The following is a 16,690-nucleotide window of genomic DNA, read 5'->3' as shown; positions in this document are numbered from 1 at the left end:
AATACAACGCGTAAAAAACATCTCTTTTCCATCAGACGAAAAAGCAGCGGCACCATCATCGTGTACAGGATCTTCTGTTCCAACAAACGGGACCGGATTTTCCCACCCACCTTTTCCGTCCTGAATGGAGCTATATATCACAGAACTACCCTGACCTGTTATTTGATTGACATTCTTTTTTTTATCGCCCCCACGCATCGAAGAGAAATAAACAGTAGAATAGTCGTCACCGGCAAACGCAGGCGAATAATCACTCTCCCGAGATCTCAAATCACGATTTTCCTCCACCACATATCGGGTTTCCTGAGGATTTTGCAGAGACATTTTACAAGATTGAATACCATTCAGAGCAGCCCGGTTTCCAACATCATGTTCCAGATAGGTTTCATAAGCCAAAATAGCTTCTTCATATTCTTCCCGCATTCGCAACGACTGACCGAGATAGAAATTAGCTACCGGATCAGGAAAACCATACCGGATTGCACGCTGAAAATAGGCCGCAGCTCTACCTGCCTGTCCAATATTATAGTAAGACATAGCCAGATAAAAGGAAGCCTGCGCCCGATAGAAACGGTTGTCAAAATCCATTTTCCTGAATTTCTCAACCGAACGGCTGTATTCTCCCACCTCATATAGCTTCACACCTGAGGCTAGCTTCGCTTCTGCACTGCATCCGGAGAGCAAAAAAACAAAAAAACCAACCAGGGTAAAGAGGCAAAAAAAACGGGTAATTAGGCGAAGCATAAAACTATAAGGATTAAAATTCTGTTCACAGTTCTCAAAGTTAATGTTAACAAAAACAGAAACGAAAAATAGTACAATATATTTTATCTGCAAAAGGTGCGATTACGTTGGCGGGGGATAACTTTCTCACAAAAAAAGAGTGCCTGCTCCTAAAAAGAACAGACACTCCCGAGTCAAAACCTCTCCCGTTCGTTAACGGGTAAACAAAAGTTCCCTGTATTTTGGCAGGGGCCAAATTGCGTTATCAACTGTCAACTCAAGCTTATCAATATGATAGCGGATGTCTTCCAGATAAGGACAAACCTTTTGCTCATACATTTCTGCCATCTCATCCATTTCTTCAACTTTATTGGCCACTTTACGGGCCTCAACCATCTCGTGGGTCTTATTCTTAATGTTTTGAATATGGTAAGATATCTTCTTTATCAAATCCAGCCTATCTCCGGCGAGATCCTGAAATTCGGAGTTGTCGCCGAAAATATCTTTCAGTCCCTGAACATTCTCAATGAGTGTATTCATGTACTGAACGGCAGTTGGCACAATGTGGTTCAGAGCAAGATCTCCAAGTACACGCGCTTCAATCTGGATTTTCTTGGTGTACTTTTCCATTTCCACTTCGGTGCGGGCTTCAATCTCCACGTTGGTAAGCACCCCGTTGTCCACAAAAAGCTTCCTGGCTTTCTCCGACAAATAGGTTTTGATGGCTTCGGGAACACTAGATATGTTTGACAAGCCACGACGGGCAGCTTCCTCAACCCACGCCTGAGAGTAACCATCACCATCGAAACGAATATCCTTAGAATGCTTAATATATTCCTTAATCACCTGGAATATTGCTTCATCTTTCTTAACTCCTTTTTCGATGAGTGCATCCACCTCTTTTTTGAATTCTTTCAACTGACTTGCAACAGCAGTATTGAGGGCTATCATAGAAGAAGCACAGTTGGCTGCAGAACCCACAGCCCGGAATTCGAATCGGTTACCGGTAAATGCAAACGGAGACGTACGGTTACGATCGGTATTATCCAGAAGAATTTCAGGAATCTTACCAATATCCAGTTTGAGCGCCGTCTTTTCGTCAGGAGTCATTTTCTTATCAGAAACTCTATTTTCCAACTCATCGAGCATAGCAGAAATCTGACTTCCCAGGAAAATAGAGATAATCGACGGAGGTGCCTCATTGGCTCCCAGACGGTGGGCATTGCTTGCCGACATAATACTACCAAGCAGAACCTCCTGATTATCATAAACAGCCTTCATAACATTGACCAGGAATGTAAGAAACTGAAGGTTTCCTTTAGGATTTTTTCCGGGCGACAACAGGTTGACACCGGTGTTAGTACTCAACGACCAGTTGTTGTGTTTTCCGGAACCGTTAACCCCTTTGAAGGGCTTTTCATGGAAGAGAATCCTGAATTTGTGTTGACGAGCCACGCGCTTCATGACATCCATGATCAACTGGTTGTGATCATTGGCCAGGTTGGTCTCCTCGAAAATAGGAGCTACCTCAAACTGGTTAGGAGCAACCTCATTGTGACGTGTTTTTACAGGAATCCCAAGCCGATAAGCCTCTTTTTCGAAATCCTCCATAAAAGCAATCACCCGTGTTGGGATAGAACCAAAATAGTGGTCATCCAACTGCTGATCTTTGGCAGAAGAGTGTCCCATCAAGGTACGACCAGTCAGCATAAGATCCGGACGGGCCTGAAAAAGGGCTTCGTCGATGAGGAAATACTCCTGCTCCCATCCAAGGTTACTAATAACCTTTGTTACGTTTTTATCAAAAAACTGACAAACATCAACAGCTGCTTTGTCAACAGCATGCAAGGCTTTCAGCAAAGGAAACTTATAATCGAGGGCATGACCAGTATAGGAAACAAAAATGGTCGGAATACACAAAGTAGATCCAATTATAAATGCAGGCGAAGAGACATCCCAGGCGGTGTAACCGCGGGCTTCGAAGGTGTTTCGAATTCCTCCTGAAGGAAAACTGGACGCATCAGGTTCCTGCTGTACCAACAAAGAACCGGAAAAACTTTCCACCATAGTACCAAATTCGCCAAAAGTCAGAAAAGCATCATGCTTTTCGGCAGTTCCGTCGGTAAGCGGATGAAACCAGTGAGTATAATGACTAGCACCGTTTTCCATTGCCCATGCTTTCATGCCCAATGCAATCTGATCTGCCATCTTGCGATCAATTCTGGTTCCTTTCTCAATAGCTTCCATGACGTGCACGAACGCTTCAGGCGAAAGATATTTTTTCATCTTGGGACGGTCAAAAACCATTTGCCCATAATAATCAGATGAAGGCATCCTGGTGCCCTCACTCTTTTTTGGCTCCCTGGTAAGAAGCTCTTCCAATGCGGTAAATCTCAATTTTGCCATAACTAATGTTTTCGAGTTAACTTCTGCAAATATATGATTTTTTATTCCACTTATAATTTTTTTGGGGTTAAATTTTATTTTTTAATTGTTTTTAAGGACAAAACCCCTATTTTTTAAAGGTGAAATTCATTTTTTAGTGCTTTATGCAAAAAAAGTGACCTTAAATCAAATTCAGTCTTCACAATTTGGAAATTGAATAATCAGAACCACCCCCCAAAAAAAGAAGGTACTTTAGAAAAGCACCTTCTTTTTTTTTTCAAATCCCCACAAGAAAACCAGAGGGATGTAATCGGCAAAAATTAAGCATTCAATTTATTGAGCGGCAAAATATTTGTAAAAATAAGGTATGGTTTCAATGCCTTTATAGAACTGCTCCAGGGGGAAATTTTCATTAGGACTGTGAATAGCGTCACTCTCCAATCCAAATCCCATCAGCACCGATTTAATTCCCAGTATTTGTTCAAATGTAGATATTATAGGAATTGAGCCCCCACTGCGCACAGGCACAGGTCTTATGCCGTAAGATTCCTGATAGGCTTTCTCTGCAGCCTTGTAGGCAGGAATATCAATTGGACAAACATAAGCCTGACCACCATGTAAAACAGAGACTTCCACTTTTACAGCCTCCGGAGCAATTGATTCAAAGTATTCTTTGAACTGCCGTGCAATTTTATGGTGATCCTGATGAGGAACCAAACGAGAAGATACCTTTGCATGAGCTTTGGACGGCAAAACAGTCTTAGCTCCTTCACCGGTATATCCGCCCCAGATTCCGCAAACATCAAAAGAAGGCCTGATTCCGGTTCTTTCCTGCGATGTAAACCCGGCTTCACCCTGAAGAGCTTCTACTCCGATGGATTTTTTGTACTTTTCCACATTAAAAGGTGCACGTCCCATAAGTTCGCGTTCCTCTGTGCTTACCTCCAGTACATCATCGTAAAACCCGGGAACCGTTACTTTCCCATTTTCATCAAGCAAGCCACCAATCATTTTAGAAAGAACATTGATGGGATTCGCAACCGCTCCACCAAACATTCCGGAGTGTAAATCACGATTAGGACCGGTCACATCAACCTGCCAGTAAGCAAGGCCTCTTAAGCCGCTTGTAATAGAAGGTGTTTCAGGAGCCAGCATAGTTGTATCAGACACCAAAATCACATCAGCCTTCAACAACTCTTTATTATTCTCACAAAATTCGGGCAAGTTTTCAGAACCTATCTCTTCTTCGCCTTCGATCAGGAACTTCACGTTGCAATGCAGCTGATTGGTTTTTACCAGATATTCAAATGCTTTGGCATGCATAAAAGCCTGTCCCTTGTCGTCATCGGCACCCCGGGCCCATATCTTTCCATCCTTTATAACCGGCTCAAACGGGTCACTATTCCAGAGCTCCAACGGGTCCACAGGCATCACATCGGTATGTCCGTAAACCAGTACTGTAGGGGCATCATCGCTAATCTTTTTCTCGCCAAAAACCACCGGATGGCCTTTTGTTTCCATCACCTCGGCCCTGTCCGCACCGGCGTCAAGCAATATTTGCTTCCACTTTTCTGAAGCCCGGAGCATATCTCCTTTGCGGGCTGAGTCACTGCTGATTGATGGTATCCTGATAAGCTCAAACAGCTCTTCCAAGAAACGCTCTTTGTTTTCTTCAATGTATTGTTTAATGTCTTTCATATACTTATAAATTATCTTTTAAAAATTAGTAAAATTCGGACGAACCGGCTTATTCATTTCAACTCCTAATACAATGGCTAGAAGGCGGTTAAAGGTTTGACGTTAGAAATTAGAGGTTAGATACTTTTGAGACCCAAAAAAATTCAGACTCGAAATTAATAAAAAGCCTCACAAAAGAGAATGAGGGATATCAAGTTTCACATGCCTTGATTCTCAAACTGAACATTTCGAAACATCTAAATGTTTCAATTAGTAAAATATGATAACCCAAAAACAAACAGTCATGAAAAAATTATTATTCCTGTTGGCAGTAATTACACTTGCGTGGCAAGGTACAAAAGCACAAGATGGAGCTTTTGAGAAAACAAGCAAATACAACTTTCAGCAAACCGTAGAAACACTGAAAGAGGAAGCTGTAGCAGCTGGATGGGCTATTCCGGCAGAGCACAACATGCAAGCCATCCTGAAAAAAAAGAACAAGGAAGTATTGCCCGCTACCATTTTGGTTTTGTGCAATGCAAACTTTGCTTACGAACTATTAAAGAATGACGATACCCGAAAAGTGCAATCCATGCTTCCCTGCCGCGTGGCCGTTTATGAAAAAGAAGACGGAAAAACCTATGTCGCCTGGAGCAATTATGCAAAAGCCGGCAAAGAAGTAACCGAAGAGGCGATAGAAGTTTTTACAGAAATAGCCGAAGAGATTAAGGAGATAACCACTACTGTGACGGATTAAGATACAATTGTTAAACCAAAAGAGACCGGTTTCCAATGAAACCGGTCTCTTTTTTGTCCTATACACATTATCAGTAGTTCGTTATAAAAGCCTAAACGAAGAGATGCGATGACACAAAGGTTTTATTATCAAAGGTTCGCAATCATCAATCTTCTTTTTAAGATCCTTTATCATCAGTCGCCTACGAAAATCTAACGGAGTATTGGTTAACAATTCAGCCTTTAATTTCTCAACCCATATTGTGAAAAACGTTGGTCACATCGTCGTCATCCTCAAAGCGGGCCAGCAATTTTTCGATATCGGCAGTCTGCTCTTCTGACAAAGGGCGGGTTTCCTGAGGAATACGCTCAAACTCTGCATTTTCTATTTCAAAGTCATTTTCTTCTAAATACTTCTGAATGGGACCAAAAGCTTCGAAATCGCCATAAATCATGATAAACTCATCTTCGGCGAAAATTTCCTGAACTCCGGTATCAATTAGTTCCAGTTCCAGTTCTTCCAGGTCAATTCCCTCTTTCAATTTAACTTTAAAGCTGCATTTGTGCTCAAACATATAGTCAACGCTTCCGGAGGTTCCCAAAGAGCCGCCAGCTTTGTTAAAATAGCTACGCACATTGGCAACAGTACGCGTGGGATTATCGGTAGCGGTCTCCACCAAAACGGCGATGCCATGTGGAGCATATCCCTCATAAACCACCTCTTTATAATCAGCCTGATCTTTTCCCAATGCTTTTTTAATTGCCCTTTCCACATTGTCCTTGGGCATATTGGCCGCCTTGGCATTCTGAATTAAAACGCGAAGACGAGGATTGGCAGTAGAATCGGGTCCTCCACTTTTTACTGCAATCGCAATTTCCCGACCTATCTTGGTAAATGTCTTGGCCATATTTCCCCATCTTTTGAGCTTTCTGGCTTTCCGATATTCAAACGCGCGTCCCATTCGATAATCTTTAAAAATATGAAAACTGATTTTTTTAACCCCGCAAATTTAATCCTGTTTTTTAAAAATGAAACCCAATAGACCATTTAAATTTTCCACTTCCATAAAAAAAGAGTCATTGCTTTGCAAAAAATGGCAAAACCATGACTCTTCAATATTTTTAACTGAAAAAAACTATTCCGTTTCTTTCAATTTTTCAGCTTCCATTTTGTCCAACTCTCCGGCTACATCCTCCAATTCTTCATAGAATCGCTCACCATACTTTCGGATAATGGGTTCTTTCAGAAATTTGAAAACTGGAATTCCAATCTGTTTTCCCAATTCACGGGCAGGATTGCAAACCGGCCACACATGATAATTGAGTGCCTCGTACGTCGGATATTTATCCACCCTAATGGGATACAAATGACAGGAAACCGGTTTTTTAAAATCAACCAACCCCTCATCGTGAGCCTTCTCAATAACACACTTGCAAACCCCTTCTCCATCAAAATAGGTATAAACACATTCACGTCCATGTATGATCGGGGTTACCTTGTCTCCATCGGCATCTGTTTCCCATGTTCCGTTTTTCTCAACAATCTCCACAGCTTCGGGTGAAAGCCAATGTTTGATTTTTGGATAAATTCTGTCCAGAATTGCTGTTTCCTCGTTTTCCAGTGGAGCACCCGACTCGCCTTCCACACAACAACTACCAAGGCATTTTGGTAAGTCACATAAAAAATGCTCCTTAAAAATATCCAGACTAATAATCTTGTCGTCTATTTGAACCATTTACTTCTCGCTCTTAACTTTAATAGGTTTGAAGCTGCAAAGTTAAAGTTTTATTAACACGCTCCTATTTTTTCAAACTAAAATACAATCAATCAGCACATAAAACATCACTATCCGGTCGTTGCAACGGCCTTAAGCTGCTACTCGTTGTAGACTCTGTTCTCCTGTTCAGCCACTCGGATGAAGGTTGTCCGCTTGGTCAACTCTTTGAGACGACCTGCCCCAACATAAGTGCAAGTGCTTCGAAGTCCTCCAAGAATATCCTGAATGGTTTGTTCCACCGGGCCACGATAATCCACCTCAACGGCTTTGCCTTCGCTGGCGCGATATTCCGCAACCCCACCAGCATGTTTTTCCATGGCCGTAGAAGAACTCATTCCATAAAACTGCTTGTATCTTTTTCCATCTTTCTCAATCACTTCACCACCACTTTCATCATGGCCGGCCAGCATTCCACCCAGCATCACAAAGTCGGCTCCCGCGCCAAAAGCTTTGGCTACATCACCGGGCGTAGTGCAGCCGCCATCGCTAATAATTTGACCACCAATACCATGAGCTGCATCAGCACATTCGATAATAGCAGACAACTGCGGGTATCCCACGCCGGTTTTAACCCGTGTAGTACAAACCGAACCGGGCCCGATACCCACTTTAACAATATCAGCTCCGGCAAGCAGCAACTCCTCTACCATTTCTCCAGTGACAACATTGCCTGCCATAATTACTTTATCCGGAAACTTCGTTCTTGCCTGTTTTACAAAGCTCACAAAATGTTCAGAGTAACCATTGGCCACATCAATGCACAGAAACTTCAAATGCGGATGAAGGTGAAAGATCTTCTCTGCTTTCACCAAATCCTGACTTCCGGTTCCCGAACTTACCGCAATATAGTTTTCTATCCCCCTGGGGGCCAAAGACAAAAAGCCACTCCACTCCTCAATAGGATAATGTTTGTGTACAGCAGTAAACATCTTCATACCCGCCAAAACTTTGGCCATTTCAAATGTTCCTACAGTGTCCATGTTAGCAGCCATCACCGGCACCCCGGTCCACTCAATCCCTGTGTGCAAAAATTTAAAAGTGCGTTCCACATCCACCTGCGCACGGCTTGAAAGCGTTGAGCGTTTAGGACGAAACATCACATCCTTAAATCCCAGTTTTACATCATTTTCGATTCTCATTTATTTACTTTTTAGTTTTTTCAACAAATAATTTACGGTCATATTTATGATTCGTCAAACCCTGATTAATTCCCAAAAAAAGGACAGCATCCGTCGGGATACTGTCCTTTGTTTAGTTTATCCTGAGGCAAAGCCTCTTTTTAATAACAAATGACTTATTCTAAGGAAACAAGGCTATGTCCGGTCATTTCTTCGGGTTGTTCAACCCCCATCAGGTTAAGCAAAGAAGGAGTAACGTCAGCCAGAATTCCATCTTCCACCTTCCCTTTGCGCTCTGTCACCCAGATAAAAGGAACCGGGTTCAGCGAGTGAGCAGTATTAGGAGACCCATCAGGATTCACTGCGTTGTCAGCATTTCCGTGGTCGGCAATAATGATGGCTTCGTAACCGTTCTTTTTGGCTGTTTCGACCACCTCTTTCAAACAATTGTCAACCGCTTTGACAGCTTTTTTAATCGCATCATACACCCCGGTATGCCCAACCATATCGCAATTGGCAAAATTCAGGCAAACGAAATCGTATTTTTGCTTATTCAATTCCCCTACAATGGCATCTTTCACTTCATAAGCACTCATTTCGGGCTGAAGATCGTAAGTGGCAACTTTAGGTGAATTAATCAGGATGCGATCTTCTCCTTCGAATACGTCCTCACGTCCACCCGAAAAGAAAAAAGTTACATGGGCATATTTTTCGGTCTCCGCAATGCGCAACTGCTTCAGTCCGTTTTTCGCAACCACCTCGCCCATTGTGTTTTTCACATTGTCCTTATCAAAAAGGATGTGCATATCCTTAAATGTGGTGTCGTAAGGGGTAAGTGTACAATAATGCAAAGGAATGGTTTTCATGCCATACTCCGGCATATCCTGCTGTGTAAGCACCTGTGTGATTTCACGGGCCCGGTCATTTCTAAAGTTGAAGAAAACAACCACATCCCCTTCCTGAATGGAACCAACAGGCTTCCCATTCTCGTCAACATTTACAATAGGTTTGATAAACTCATCGGTAACACCATTTTCATAAGAGTTCTGAATGGCACCCAGCAAATCAGTGGTTTCTTCACCTTTTCCGTTCACCATCACATCGTAAGCATCTTTAACACGCTCCCAACGCTTGTCCCGATCCATTGCGTAGTAGCGACCAATAACGGAGGCCACTTTTCCCACCGATGTTTTAAGATGATCGAGCAACTCGCTCATATAACCTTTCCCACTTCTGGGGTCAGTATCACGACCATCCATAAAAGCGTGAACAAATACTTTTTCCAGGCCAAAATCTTTCGCCACATCCGTCAATTTGTAAAGATGTTCCTGGCTGCTATGCACCCCACCTTTAGAAACCAAACCAAGAAAGTGTACTTGTTTGTCATTCTCTTTGGCGTAATTATAAGCTTTCACCAACTCAGGATTTTCCGAGATGCTGTTGTCTTTAATTGCAAGATTAATTTTCACAAGGTCCTGATAAACAACGCGACCTGCGCCAATATTTAAATGTCCTACCTCCGAGTTTCCCATCTGACCTTCGGGCAACCCCACATTTTCGCCGGAAGCCTGAAGTTGCGCATGGGGATATTTTTTCACCAGACTCTCGAAATAAGGTGTTCCTGCAGTGTAGATCACATCCGATTTATCTTTTTTTCCGTATCCCCATCCATCGAGGATAATTAGTATGGTCTTTTTATCCATAATTATTTTGTTTTTTTATTGAATAGACGTTCTTACAACGAAGAAACAAACAACTCTCCATTGAGTTTACAATGAGGGCCAAAAGTACCTAAATTGCCTTCAAAAAAAAAGCAGATGATGTTAAGGATGTTAAAAATCTATCGTTGTCCAATAACAGAAAAAAATAATCCTGAAAAACCTGCCTCAAATCTCTCTTCTTTTTCACCCCATCATTCAGGACAATTTAACAAATCAACCAATGATATTTCCTGAATCCTTGGAAACAGACTCCATTTCAACATCAGATAAAGTAGAAAAACTCATTCACAACTCCGAAAAAAGACAATCAAGGCCATAACAAATCACTGTTTGACAATTATTTGATAATTCATCCCCCAACTTCAAACAACTATTGTATGTTTTTTCTTTTAATTTTACCATTTCAAGATTATAACCACCTTTTGATATGGCCACTTTAAGAAACAAGTTCGCGGACACGACAAAACGAAAACTTTTTACAGTACTGATTTTCTCCATTTTTTCATGGGGAACAACCCCAGCACAGAACAACAGATTCAGTGAAGTACCGGAAGAAATTGCTCCCGTAAATGCTCCTTTTGTCATGCCTTCTTTTGAAAGGCCTGTTTTCCCGGACAACACATTTGACATTCGGGATTTCGCGGCCGAAGAAATGGGGGCTGACAACATAAAATGTACGGAAGCCATCCACAGAGCCATTGATGCAGCTGCTGGTGCTGGCGGTGGTAAAGTTCTAATTCCCGAAGGCAACTGGCTTACCGGCCCCATTCATCTCAAAAGCAACATCAACCTCCATTTTCAAGATGGTGCTTCCCTCTTTTTCAGTGAGGATAAAGAAGATTACTTACCAGTTGTAAAACATCGGTACGAAGGAGTGGAAGCTTACAACTACTCTTCGCTAATTTACGCCAACAAAGTTGAAAATGTGGCCATCACCGGCAAAGGAATTCTCGAAGGCCAGGGAAAACACTGGTTGGAATGGGGAACTGTTCAGCCCCGTGCAGAAGCCACCAAAGCTCCTCTTTCACTAAGAAAAAATTTTGGGAAAGGTGCAGGCAAAGAGGGAATGCGTCCTAACTTTATTGTATTCTGGAAATCAAAAGACATTTTCATTGAAGGCATCACCCTTCGCGAGAGCCCCATGTGGAACATTCACCTGGTTTATTCCAGTCACATTGTTGTGCGCGATATCACAATACACAGCGTGGAATCGCACAATGGAGATGGCATTGTACTAGACTCTTCCCGTGAAGCATTGCTGGAATACAACCACCTGAGTACAGGCGACGACGCCATTGTGCTGAAATCAGGTTTCAATGAAGAGGGCCTTGAAATAAATATTCCTACTGAGAATGTGGTGATTCGCAACTACTTTGCTTACGATGTGCGTACGGGAAGTGGCGGAGTTGTGTTCGGAAGTGAAACTTCGGGTGGTATTCGAAACGTTTATGTACATGACGCCATTTTTGAAAAATGCGACAGAGGCATTCGGTTCAAAACAGCACGTGGTCGAGGGAATGTAACTGAAAATATCATTATCAGGGATATCCAGATGAAAAACATTTCATACGAAGCCATCAATTTCAATACGGCCTATACCGGCGCAGGCATTGGCCCCTCCCCGCTGATGCGCAATGTGGATATCCGTAACGTGAAAATCGACGGCGTACCTAATGCCATCGTAATGAATGGCCTGCCCGAAAAATGGCTGGAGAACATCCATCTGGAAAACATTTCAGTAATCAACTCCGAAGAAGGAATACGCCTGGCAAGGGTGAAAAATCTGGTGATGAACGATATTTATGTGGAATCAAAAGAAAGAGCATTGATTGCCGAGGATGTATATGAAATCAGTCTCAAAGATGTGGTTCTGAAAGACGAAACAAAAGGCCGACCGATTTTACTTAAAGGAAAATATACCGGGGCTGTGATTGCACCGGGCCTTTCGGAGAAAGATATAGATTTTGAGGAGGGAGCCGATAAAAAAGTACTTATCGACACTTATCCTACCGCCAACTGGTAGGATAACCCTAATTAGTGTCTCACTTCAAATATTCCTGCTTTTTTTTTGCTAAATATTTTCCAGTGATTAATAGAAAACAATAGTTCGTTAGATTTTTAGATGTAAGATACTTCGTACAATCTTGATATACTGAATTTTAACAACCAAACGTTTTTTTTAGTGCAAACAAGTGGCTTTCAATACATTGCAAAAGCTTAAGGCTATTATTTAACGGAGTATTGAGAAAATGGCTACACCAAATCACAAGCGTCGGCTGGCATCCAGTGGGCTTCTTTGCCATCCCATTTCACATTACACCCAATGGGATTGGTCATTTCAACAGGCGATGGTTTTCCATCTGTAAGCGTTCCCAAAACCAGATCAAGTGTGTTTTCCGTCACTTTCGATGCATCGCGGGGAGAATCGACACCACGACCGGTATAAACAAGTTTCCGCTCTTTATCAAAAACGTAAAAATGTGGGGTACGTAAAGCTCCATAAGCCCTTGCAACATCCTGACTTTCATCCCGCAGATAAATCCAGGGAAACCTTTGTTCCTCCATACGCTTCACCATGTGGTCAAAATCATCTTCGGGATATGTGTTTGCACTATTGGAATTTATAGCTACAAAACGCACCCCTTTACCGGCAAACTTCTCGGCCGTCTGTCGGGTACTATCGTCCGACCCCAGTACATAAGGACAATGGTTACAGGTAAAAAAGACCACCAACCATGAGGCGTCGTGGAAGTCGTTCAAAGAGTATTTCTTCCCATCCGTGGCGGGAAGATTAAAGTCCGGCGCTTGTTGTCCTGTTTTTAAAGTAAATGCCATAACAATAAATCTTTAGTTCATCACAATAACTCACACCTACAAAATTACAAGGGGTTTATCAAATGATCAACGATTAAAAACTAATTCCTAAAGACTATCCATTGTTACCTAATTTCCGCAAAGGTTTTACATTTCTCTTTAATAACCTTGGTGGGAAACAGGTTAACCCCGATTTAGAAAATCACTCATTTGGGTGAAGCATGAGTCCAAATGAGATGATTTACTTTATCGAATCCGCAAGGGATATCGCGATTTTTTTTAATCATTCCTTGCGGATTTTTGGTGTCATACAAAACGAGCAGAATTTGCCCCTGAGGCATCCACGTTGACCAGAGATTTCAAAACGGTGGCAATCTCATTTCCCACACTCAGAGGAAAACCAGAAAAATCATAAATCGCAACAGACTGGTCAGATTTGATAAACTCTGCCTTTTGACCCTGAATAATTACATCCGAAAGCTGTTTCAGCCGAATTGACTTCGGTTTTTGCCGGGAGTTTTTAAACTTCACTTTATCTGAGGATATCCTCACATAATTTCGTTCTTTTAAAAGTCTTCGGTCAAAAAGAGCAAAAACCACATTTCCAATTCCACCCAGCAACAGCGCCAATGAAAGAAAAAACAGATTGGAAGCGGGCGACTGATTAAACAACCCGAATAAACCTACCGATATCAGAATCACCCCACAAACAATGTAAAGCCGTTTTCGAAAAGCACCCAATCTTCGGTGTCCGTAAAATTCTATCTTAAAATCATTTGACATTTTTCCTGGAATTTCTTCAAAGGTACGAAAAAATAAACCGCCCCTGTTATTGCACCACTCTGGAGTTAATAAAGGGATAGGCATCAAACGTTTCTTTACTGTCAAAAATAAGGCGCTCAGTCACCGCAATATTGGTCGGGGTAAAAATAACAGGATTCAACCCACTTGACGGCAAAGGTATCCGTTCGCCGTTTTCAAAATAGAGACCACGAACAAACTCCCCTTCTTTGTACACTTCCCGAATCAACTTTTTATCATTGGCCTCCAAAACCCAGGTTTTATCTCTCTGTCCGTTTTCAAAAGCTCCCTTCAGTGATATATACCTACTCAACTTCAATTCAAAAGATTCCTTCGGGAGATTCAGAATATCATTTCCCTGGTCATCATTCAACACACGGAACTTAAAATATTTGTCATCAAAATTAACCACATATCGAAGGGTACCATCCTGAGCAAAAAAGTTCCATCGCCCATCCATTTTATTATTTACAAATTTCCCTTCAGCCTGCTTATTCCCATCGGGATACCTGGCCAGGTATTCTCCTTCTTTTTTCACGCCCGGGACATAATTAATTCTTGATATCAATACGCTGTCAACCAACATATAATCAGAAACTGTACCGATAAAGAAATTCTTACTTTTACTCCAGATGCCCTTACGGAAATAAACCGCTTTATCCTGGTTGGTAATATGCCAATCCTCATTGTAAAAAATTGTCACCGAGTCTTCAGGGAGTATGAGCATCTCAGCTTTTACTCCGACTATCTCTTCCGGTTTATACCTAAATTTAATCTGCGTCAATTCATTCAGCAGCTCCTTATCAGTAGAAACCTGAACATCGTTCCCTAGTCTGGAATTTAAAACAATGCGCATTCTAAGCATGTCAATTTCATAAGGATGCAGTTCAAGTACTTTATTACAGTGTTTTAATGCCGTTGCATCATCTCTTCTAACAATTTCTTCATCAATGAGCTTTTTCAGCCTTTCGGATTCCTCTTTATACTCAGAAGTAAAAAAACCTATGGGTCCCACGAACTTAAAATCAGCAGGAATGCCATTTATATTTCCTCCTTCCCAAAGGTCTTCACCCTCCAAAACAGTTTTCTTAAATGCCTTATCAAGCAACGCTGATCCGGAATGTAATTTCTCAATATTTCCAACAGAGCCATCAGCCAAAATTGACAGCCGGTGAGAGGAATAAACAATTGACTCACTACGAAGCAACTGAGGAGGAAAGGATATTTCTTTTGTCACATATTTCTTAAACTCCTCAAAATCTATTTTATCAAAAACAGGCTTTTTAACGGTTTCAAGTTCGGTAACCTCTTTAAGATCGTGCCATTCGGTATTATCGTTTCCTGAACAAACTTTTTCGAATTGTTCAGCAGTCAGTTCGGGATCTAATTTTTCCGCTACCGTCCAATCAGCACAAGCAGCTCTGTTGTTTCGAAGCATGTGATAGGATTGACCACGATGAAAGTAAGAAGCTGCATGTTGGGGATTTAACTTTATTGACAAATGAAAATCGCTAACAGCATCTTCGAAGCTTTCATCTTTTAAAAAAGCAATGCCCCGGCGGTAGTAATAATCACTGTTCTGAGGATCCAACTCTATGGCACGACCATAATAATCCAAGGCATTCCGAATGTCGTTATTATTATATCGGCCCAACCCCAAATAATAGAAGAATTCAGGTTTCTCATCACCCAACGCAATACATTGAAGAAAATCCTTTTCTGATTTTTCGTACTGACCATCATAAAAATAGCAATAAGCACGGTTCCTATAAAAAAGGCTGTTAAGCGAATCTTCCATAATTGCCTTGGAAAAAGACTCAATTGCAGATGAAAAATCGCGCTTATTCATCTGCACAACACCGTCATTATTGTAAATGAGGCTTCGGTCCTCTTGAGAATAGCAGAATAAGCTAAGAAAAGAAAGAATTAGGGTTAAAAATAGTGCTTTCATAGGGGCAGAGTTTTTAGTTTGACTGATAAATTCATGAATCTCTGTGTTGAGATGTTCAAATAACAAGAAATAAAATCAAAATTATTTAGACCGATAATATTCGCAAATCATTGAGCATCAAAATAGATTATTCTGGATTATCCATAATCCAAATCAGTTTTTCAAAAGTAAAAAAATAATTTAACAAATTCCGGATGGAACCCCTAGACACTGCTGTCCGTTTCCGAACACCAATCTGTCGCGCAAGCGTACAGACAGAGGAACCCTCATTTTCTCACCCCCTTTCATAACGACCTGTATTTCACCTCCTTGTGAAATGTGGCACATCCATTGTAGAAACATCAGCAACTACCCAATATTAAAAAACAAAAAAACAGGAGGAACCAGATATGAAAACTTCAGCTATTTTTACACTCATCGCCCTTACTTTTACCCTTACTATTAAAGCCACAAATCCTTCACAGGAATTTTTAGCATCGCTCAACAAAGGATATGAAGAGAACATTGAAGTTGCAGATTGGATGTTGAATGTAGAAGCTTTCGATACAGAAGTCGAAATAATTGAGATTGAAGAATGGATGACCAGCTTTGACCAGACCATTGACCCGATAATTGCCATTGAAGACTGGATGCTTAATGAGACTTTATTCACAGATTACGAAAATCTGGTAAAATTAGAAGACTGGATGCTGGACGAATCCCTTTTCGAAGATTATGAGAAGACCCTGGCTATCAAAGACTGGATGCTGGACGCACAGGCTTTCACTTCAGAAGAAAACAATGATACCGAAGTGATTGAACTGGAAGATTGGATGACTAACTTTGACACCTTTTATGCTCAATTCTAATATTGATATTCAAAACCTTCACAGAAACCTTGAAACACTTGATTAAACAAAAAAAGGCCGGCAAAATTTGCCGACCTTTTTTTTTGTGGTACCACCTGGAATCGAACCAGGGACACACGGATTTTCAGTCCGTTGCTCT

13 protein-coding genes are annotated in these 16,690 nt (G+C 41.5%); 3 read left to right on the top strand and 10 right to left on the bottom strand.

Going from position 1 to position 16,690, the window contains the following annotated elements; genetic code table 11:
• The 3 genes from QZZ43_RS16920 to QZZ43_RS16910 all read right to left on the bottom strand — a co-directional run.
• A partial coding sequence (locus QZZ43_RS16920) for a tetratricopeptide repeat protein (RefSeq protein WP_291861798.1) occupies window positions 1–744 on the bottom strand: 744 nt, incomplete at its 3' end.
• A gap of 192 nt (window positions 745–936) precedes the next feature.
• Window positions 937–3,129, bottom strand: a complete 2,193-nt coding sequence (locus QZZ43_RS16915) for a glutamine synthetase III (protein WP_291861796.1) — start codon at window positions 3,127–3,129, stop codon at window positions 937–939.
• Between the two features lie 312 nt (window positions 3,130–3,441).
• The gene (locus QZZ43_RS16910; protein ID WP_291861795.1) at window positions 3,442–4,806 is read right to left on the bottom strand and encodes a dipeptidase; all 1,365 of its coding nucleotides are present in this window, start codon (window positions 4,804–4,806) and stop codon (window positions 3,442–3,444) included.
• 283 nt (window positions 4,807–5,089) lie between these two features.
• Here QZZ43_RS16910 and QZZ43_RS16905 point away from each other — a divergent pair, with 283 nt between their 5' ends.
• Entirely contained in the window at window positions 5,090–5,542 is a 453-nt protein-coding gene (locus QZZ43_RS16905; protein WP_291861793.1) for a DUF302 domain-containing protein, read from the top strand.
• Window positions 5,543–5,771: 229 nt separating this feature from the next.
• On the opposite strand, the gene QZZ43_RS16900 is transcribed toward QZZ43_RS16905, so the two are convergent.
• The 4 genes from QZZ43_RS16900 to gpmI form a co-directional block, all read right to left on the bottom strand.
• Window positions 5,772–6,482 carry a YebC/PmpR family DNA-binding transcriptional regulator gene (locus tag QZZ43_RS16900; protein WP_291861791.1) on the bottom strand — a complete coding sequence of 237 codons (711 nt, stop codon included), beginning with the start codon at window positions 6,480–6,482 and terminating at the stop codon, window positions 5,772–5,774.
• Between the two features lie 174 nt (window positions 6,483–6,656).
• On the bottom strand, window positions 6,657–7,256 hold the full coding sequence (locus tag QZZ43_RS16895; RefSeq protein WP_291861790.1) for a DUF3109 family protein: 600 nt from the start codon (window positions 7,254–7,256) through the stop codon (window positions 6,657–6,659).
• A gap of 140 nt (window positions 7,257–7,396) precedes the next feature.
• Entirely contained in the window at window positions 7,397–8,437 is a 1,041-nt protein-coding gene (locus QZZ43_RS16890) for a GMP reductase (RefSeq protein ID WP_291861788.1), read from the bottom strand.
• 155 nt (window positions 8,438–8,592) lie between these two features.
• Window positions 8,593–10,119, bottom strand: a complete 1,527-nt coding sequence (gpmI, locus tag QZZ43_RS16885) for a 2,3-bisphosphoglycerate-independent phosphoglycerate mutase (RefSeq protein ID WP_291861786.1) — start codon at window positions 10,117–10,119, stop codon at window positions 8,593–8,595.
• A 445-nt stretch (window positions 10,120–10,564) separates the two neighbouring features.
• Here gpmI and QZZ43_RS16880 point away from each other — a divergent pair, with 445 nt between their 5' ends.
• Window positions 10,565–12,160 carry a glycoside hydrolase family 28 protein gene (locus QZZ43_RS16880; protein ID WP_291861784.1) on the top strand — a complete coding sequence of 532 codons (1,596 nt, stop codon included), beginning with the start codon at window positions 10,565–10,567 and terminating at the stop codon, window positions 12,158–12,160.
• Between the two features lie 230 nt (window positions 12,161–12,390).
• On the opposite strand, the gene QZZ43_RS16875 is transcribed toward QZZ43_RS16880, so the two are convergent.
• The 3 genes from QZZ43_RS16875 to QZZ43_RS16865 form a co-directional block, all read right to left on the bottom strand.
• A complete protein-coding gene (locus tag QZZ43_RS16875; RefSeq protein ID WP_291861782.1) occupies window positions 12,391–12,972 on the bottom strand; it encodes a thioredoxin family protein in 582 nt (193 codons plus the stop codon).
• A gap of 285 nt (window positions 12,973–13,257) precedes the next feature.
• Window positions 13,258–13,734: a hypothetical protein gene (locus tag QZZ43_RS16870; RefSeq protein ID WP_291861780.1), complete on the bottom strand. Its 477-nt coding sequence runs from the start codon at window positions 13,732–13,734 to the stop codon at window positions 13,258–13,260.
• Between the two features lie 46 nt (window positions 13,735–13,780).
• The gene (locus tag QZZ43_RS16865) at window positions 13,781–15,703 is read right to left on the bottom strand and encodes a tetratricopeptide repeat protein (RefSeq protein ID WP_291861778.1); all 1,923 of its coding nucleotides are present in this window, start codon (window positions 15,701–15,703) and stop codon (window positions 13,781–13,783) included.
• Between the two features lie 389 nt (window positions 15,704–16,092).
• Here QZZ43_RS16865 and QZZ43_RS16860 point away from each other — a divergent pair, with 389 nt between their 5' ends.
• On the top strand, window positions 16,093–16,551 hold the full coding sequence (locus tag QZZ43_RS16860) for a hypothetical protein (protein WP_291861776.1): 459 nt from the start codon (window positions 16,093–16,095) through the stop codon (window positions 16,549–16,551).
• The last annotated feature ends 139 nt before the right edge of the window (window positions 16,552–16,690 follow it).

It is taken from the genome of Marinilabilia sp. (assembly GCF_016278715.1).
In the GTDB taxonomy this organism is placed as follows: Bacteria; Bacteroidota; Bacteroidia; order Bacteroidales; family Marinilabiliaceae; genus Marinilabilia.
This window is presented reverse-complemented; position numbering and strand designations above follow the sequence as displayed.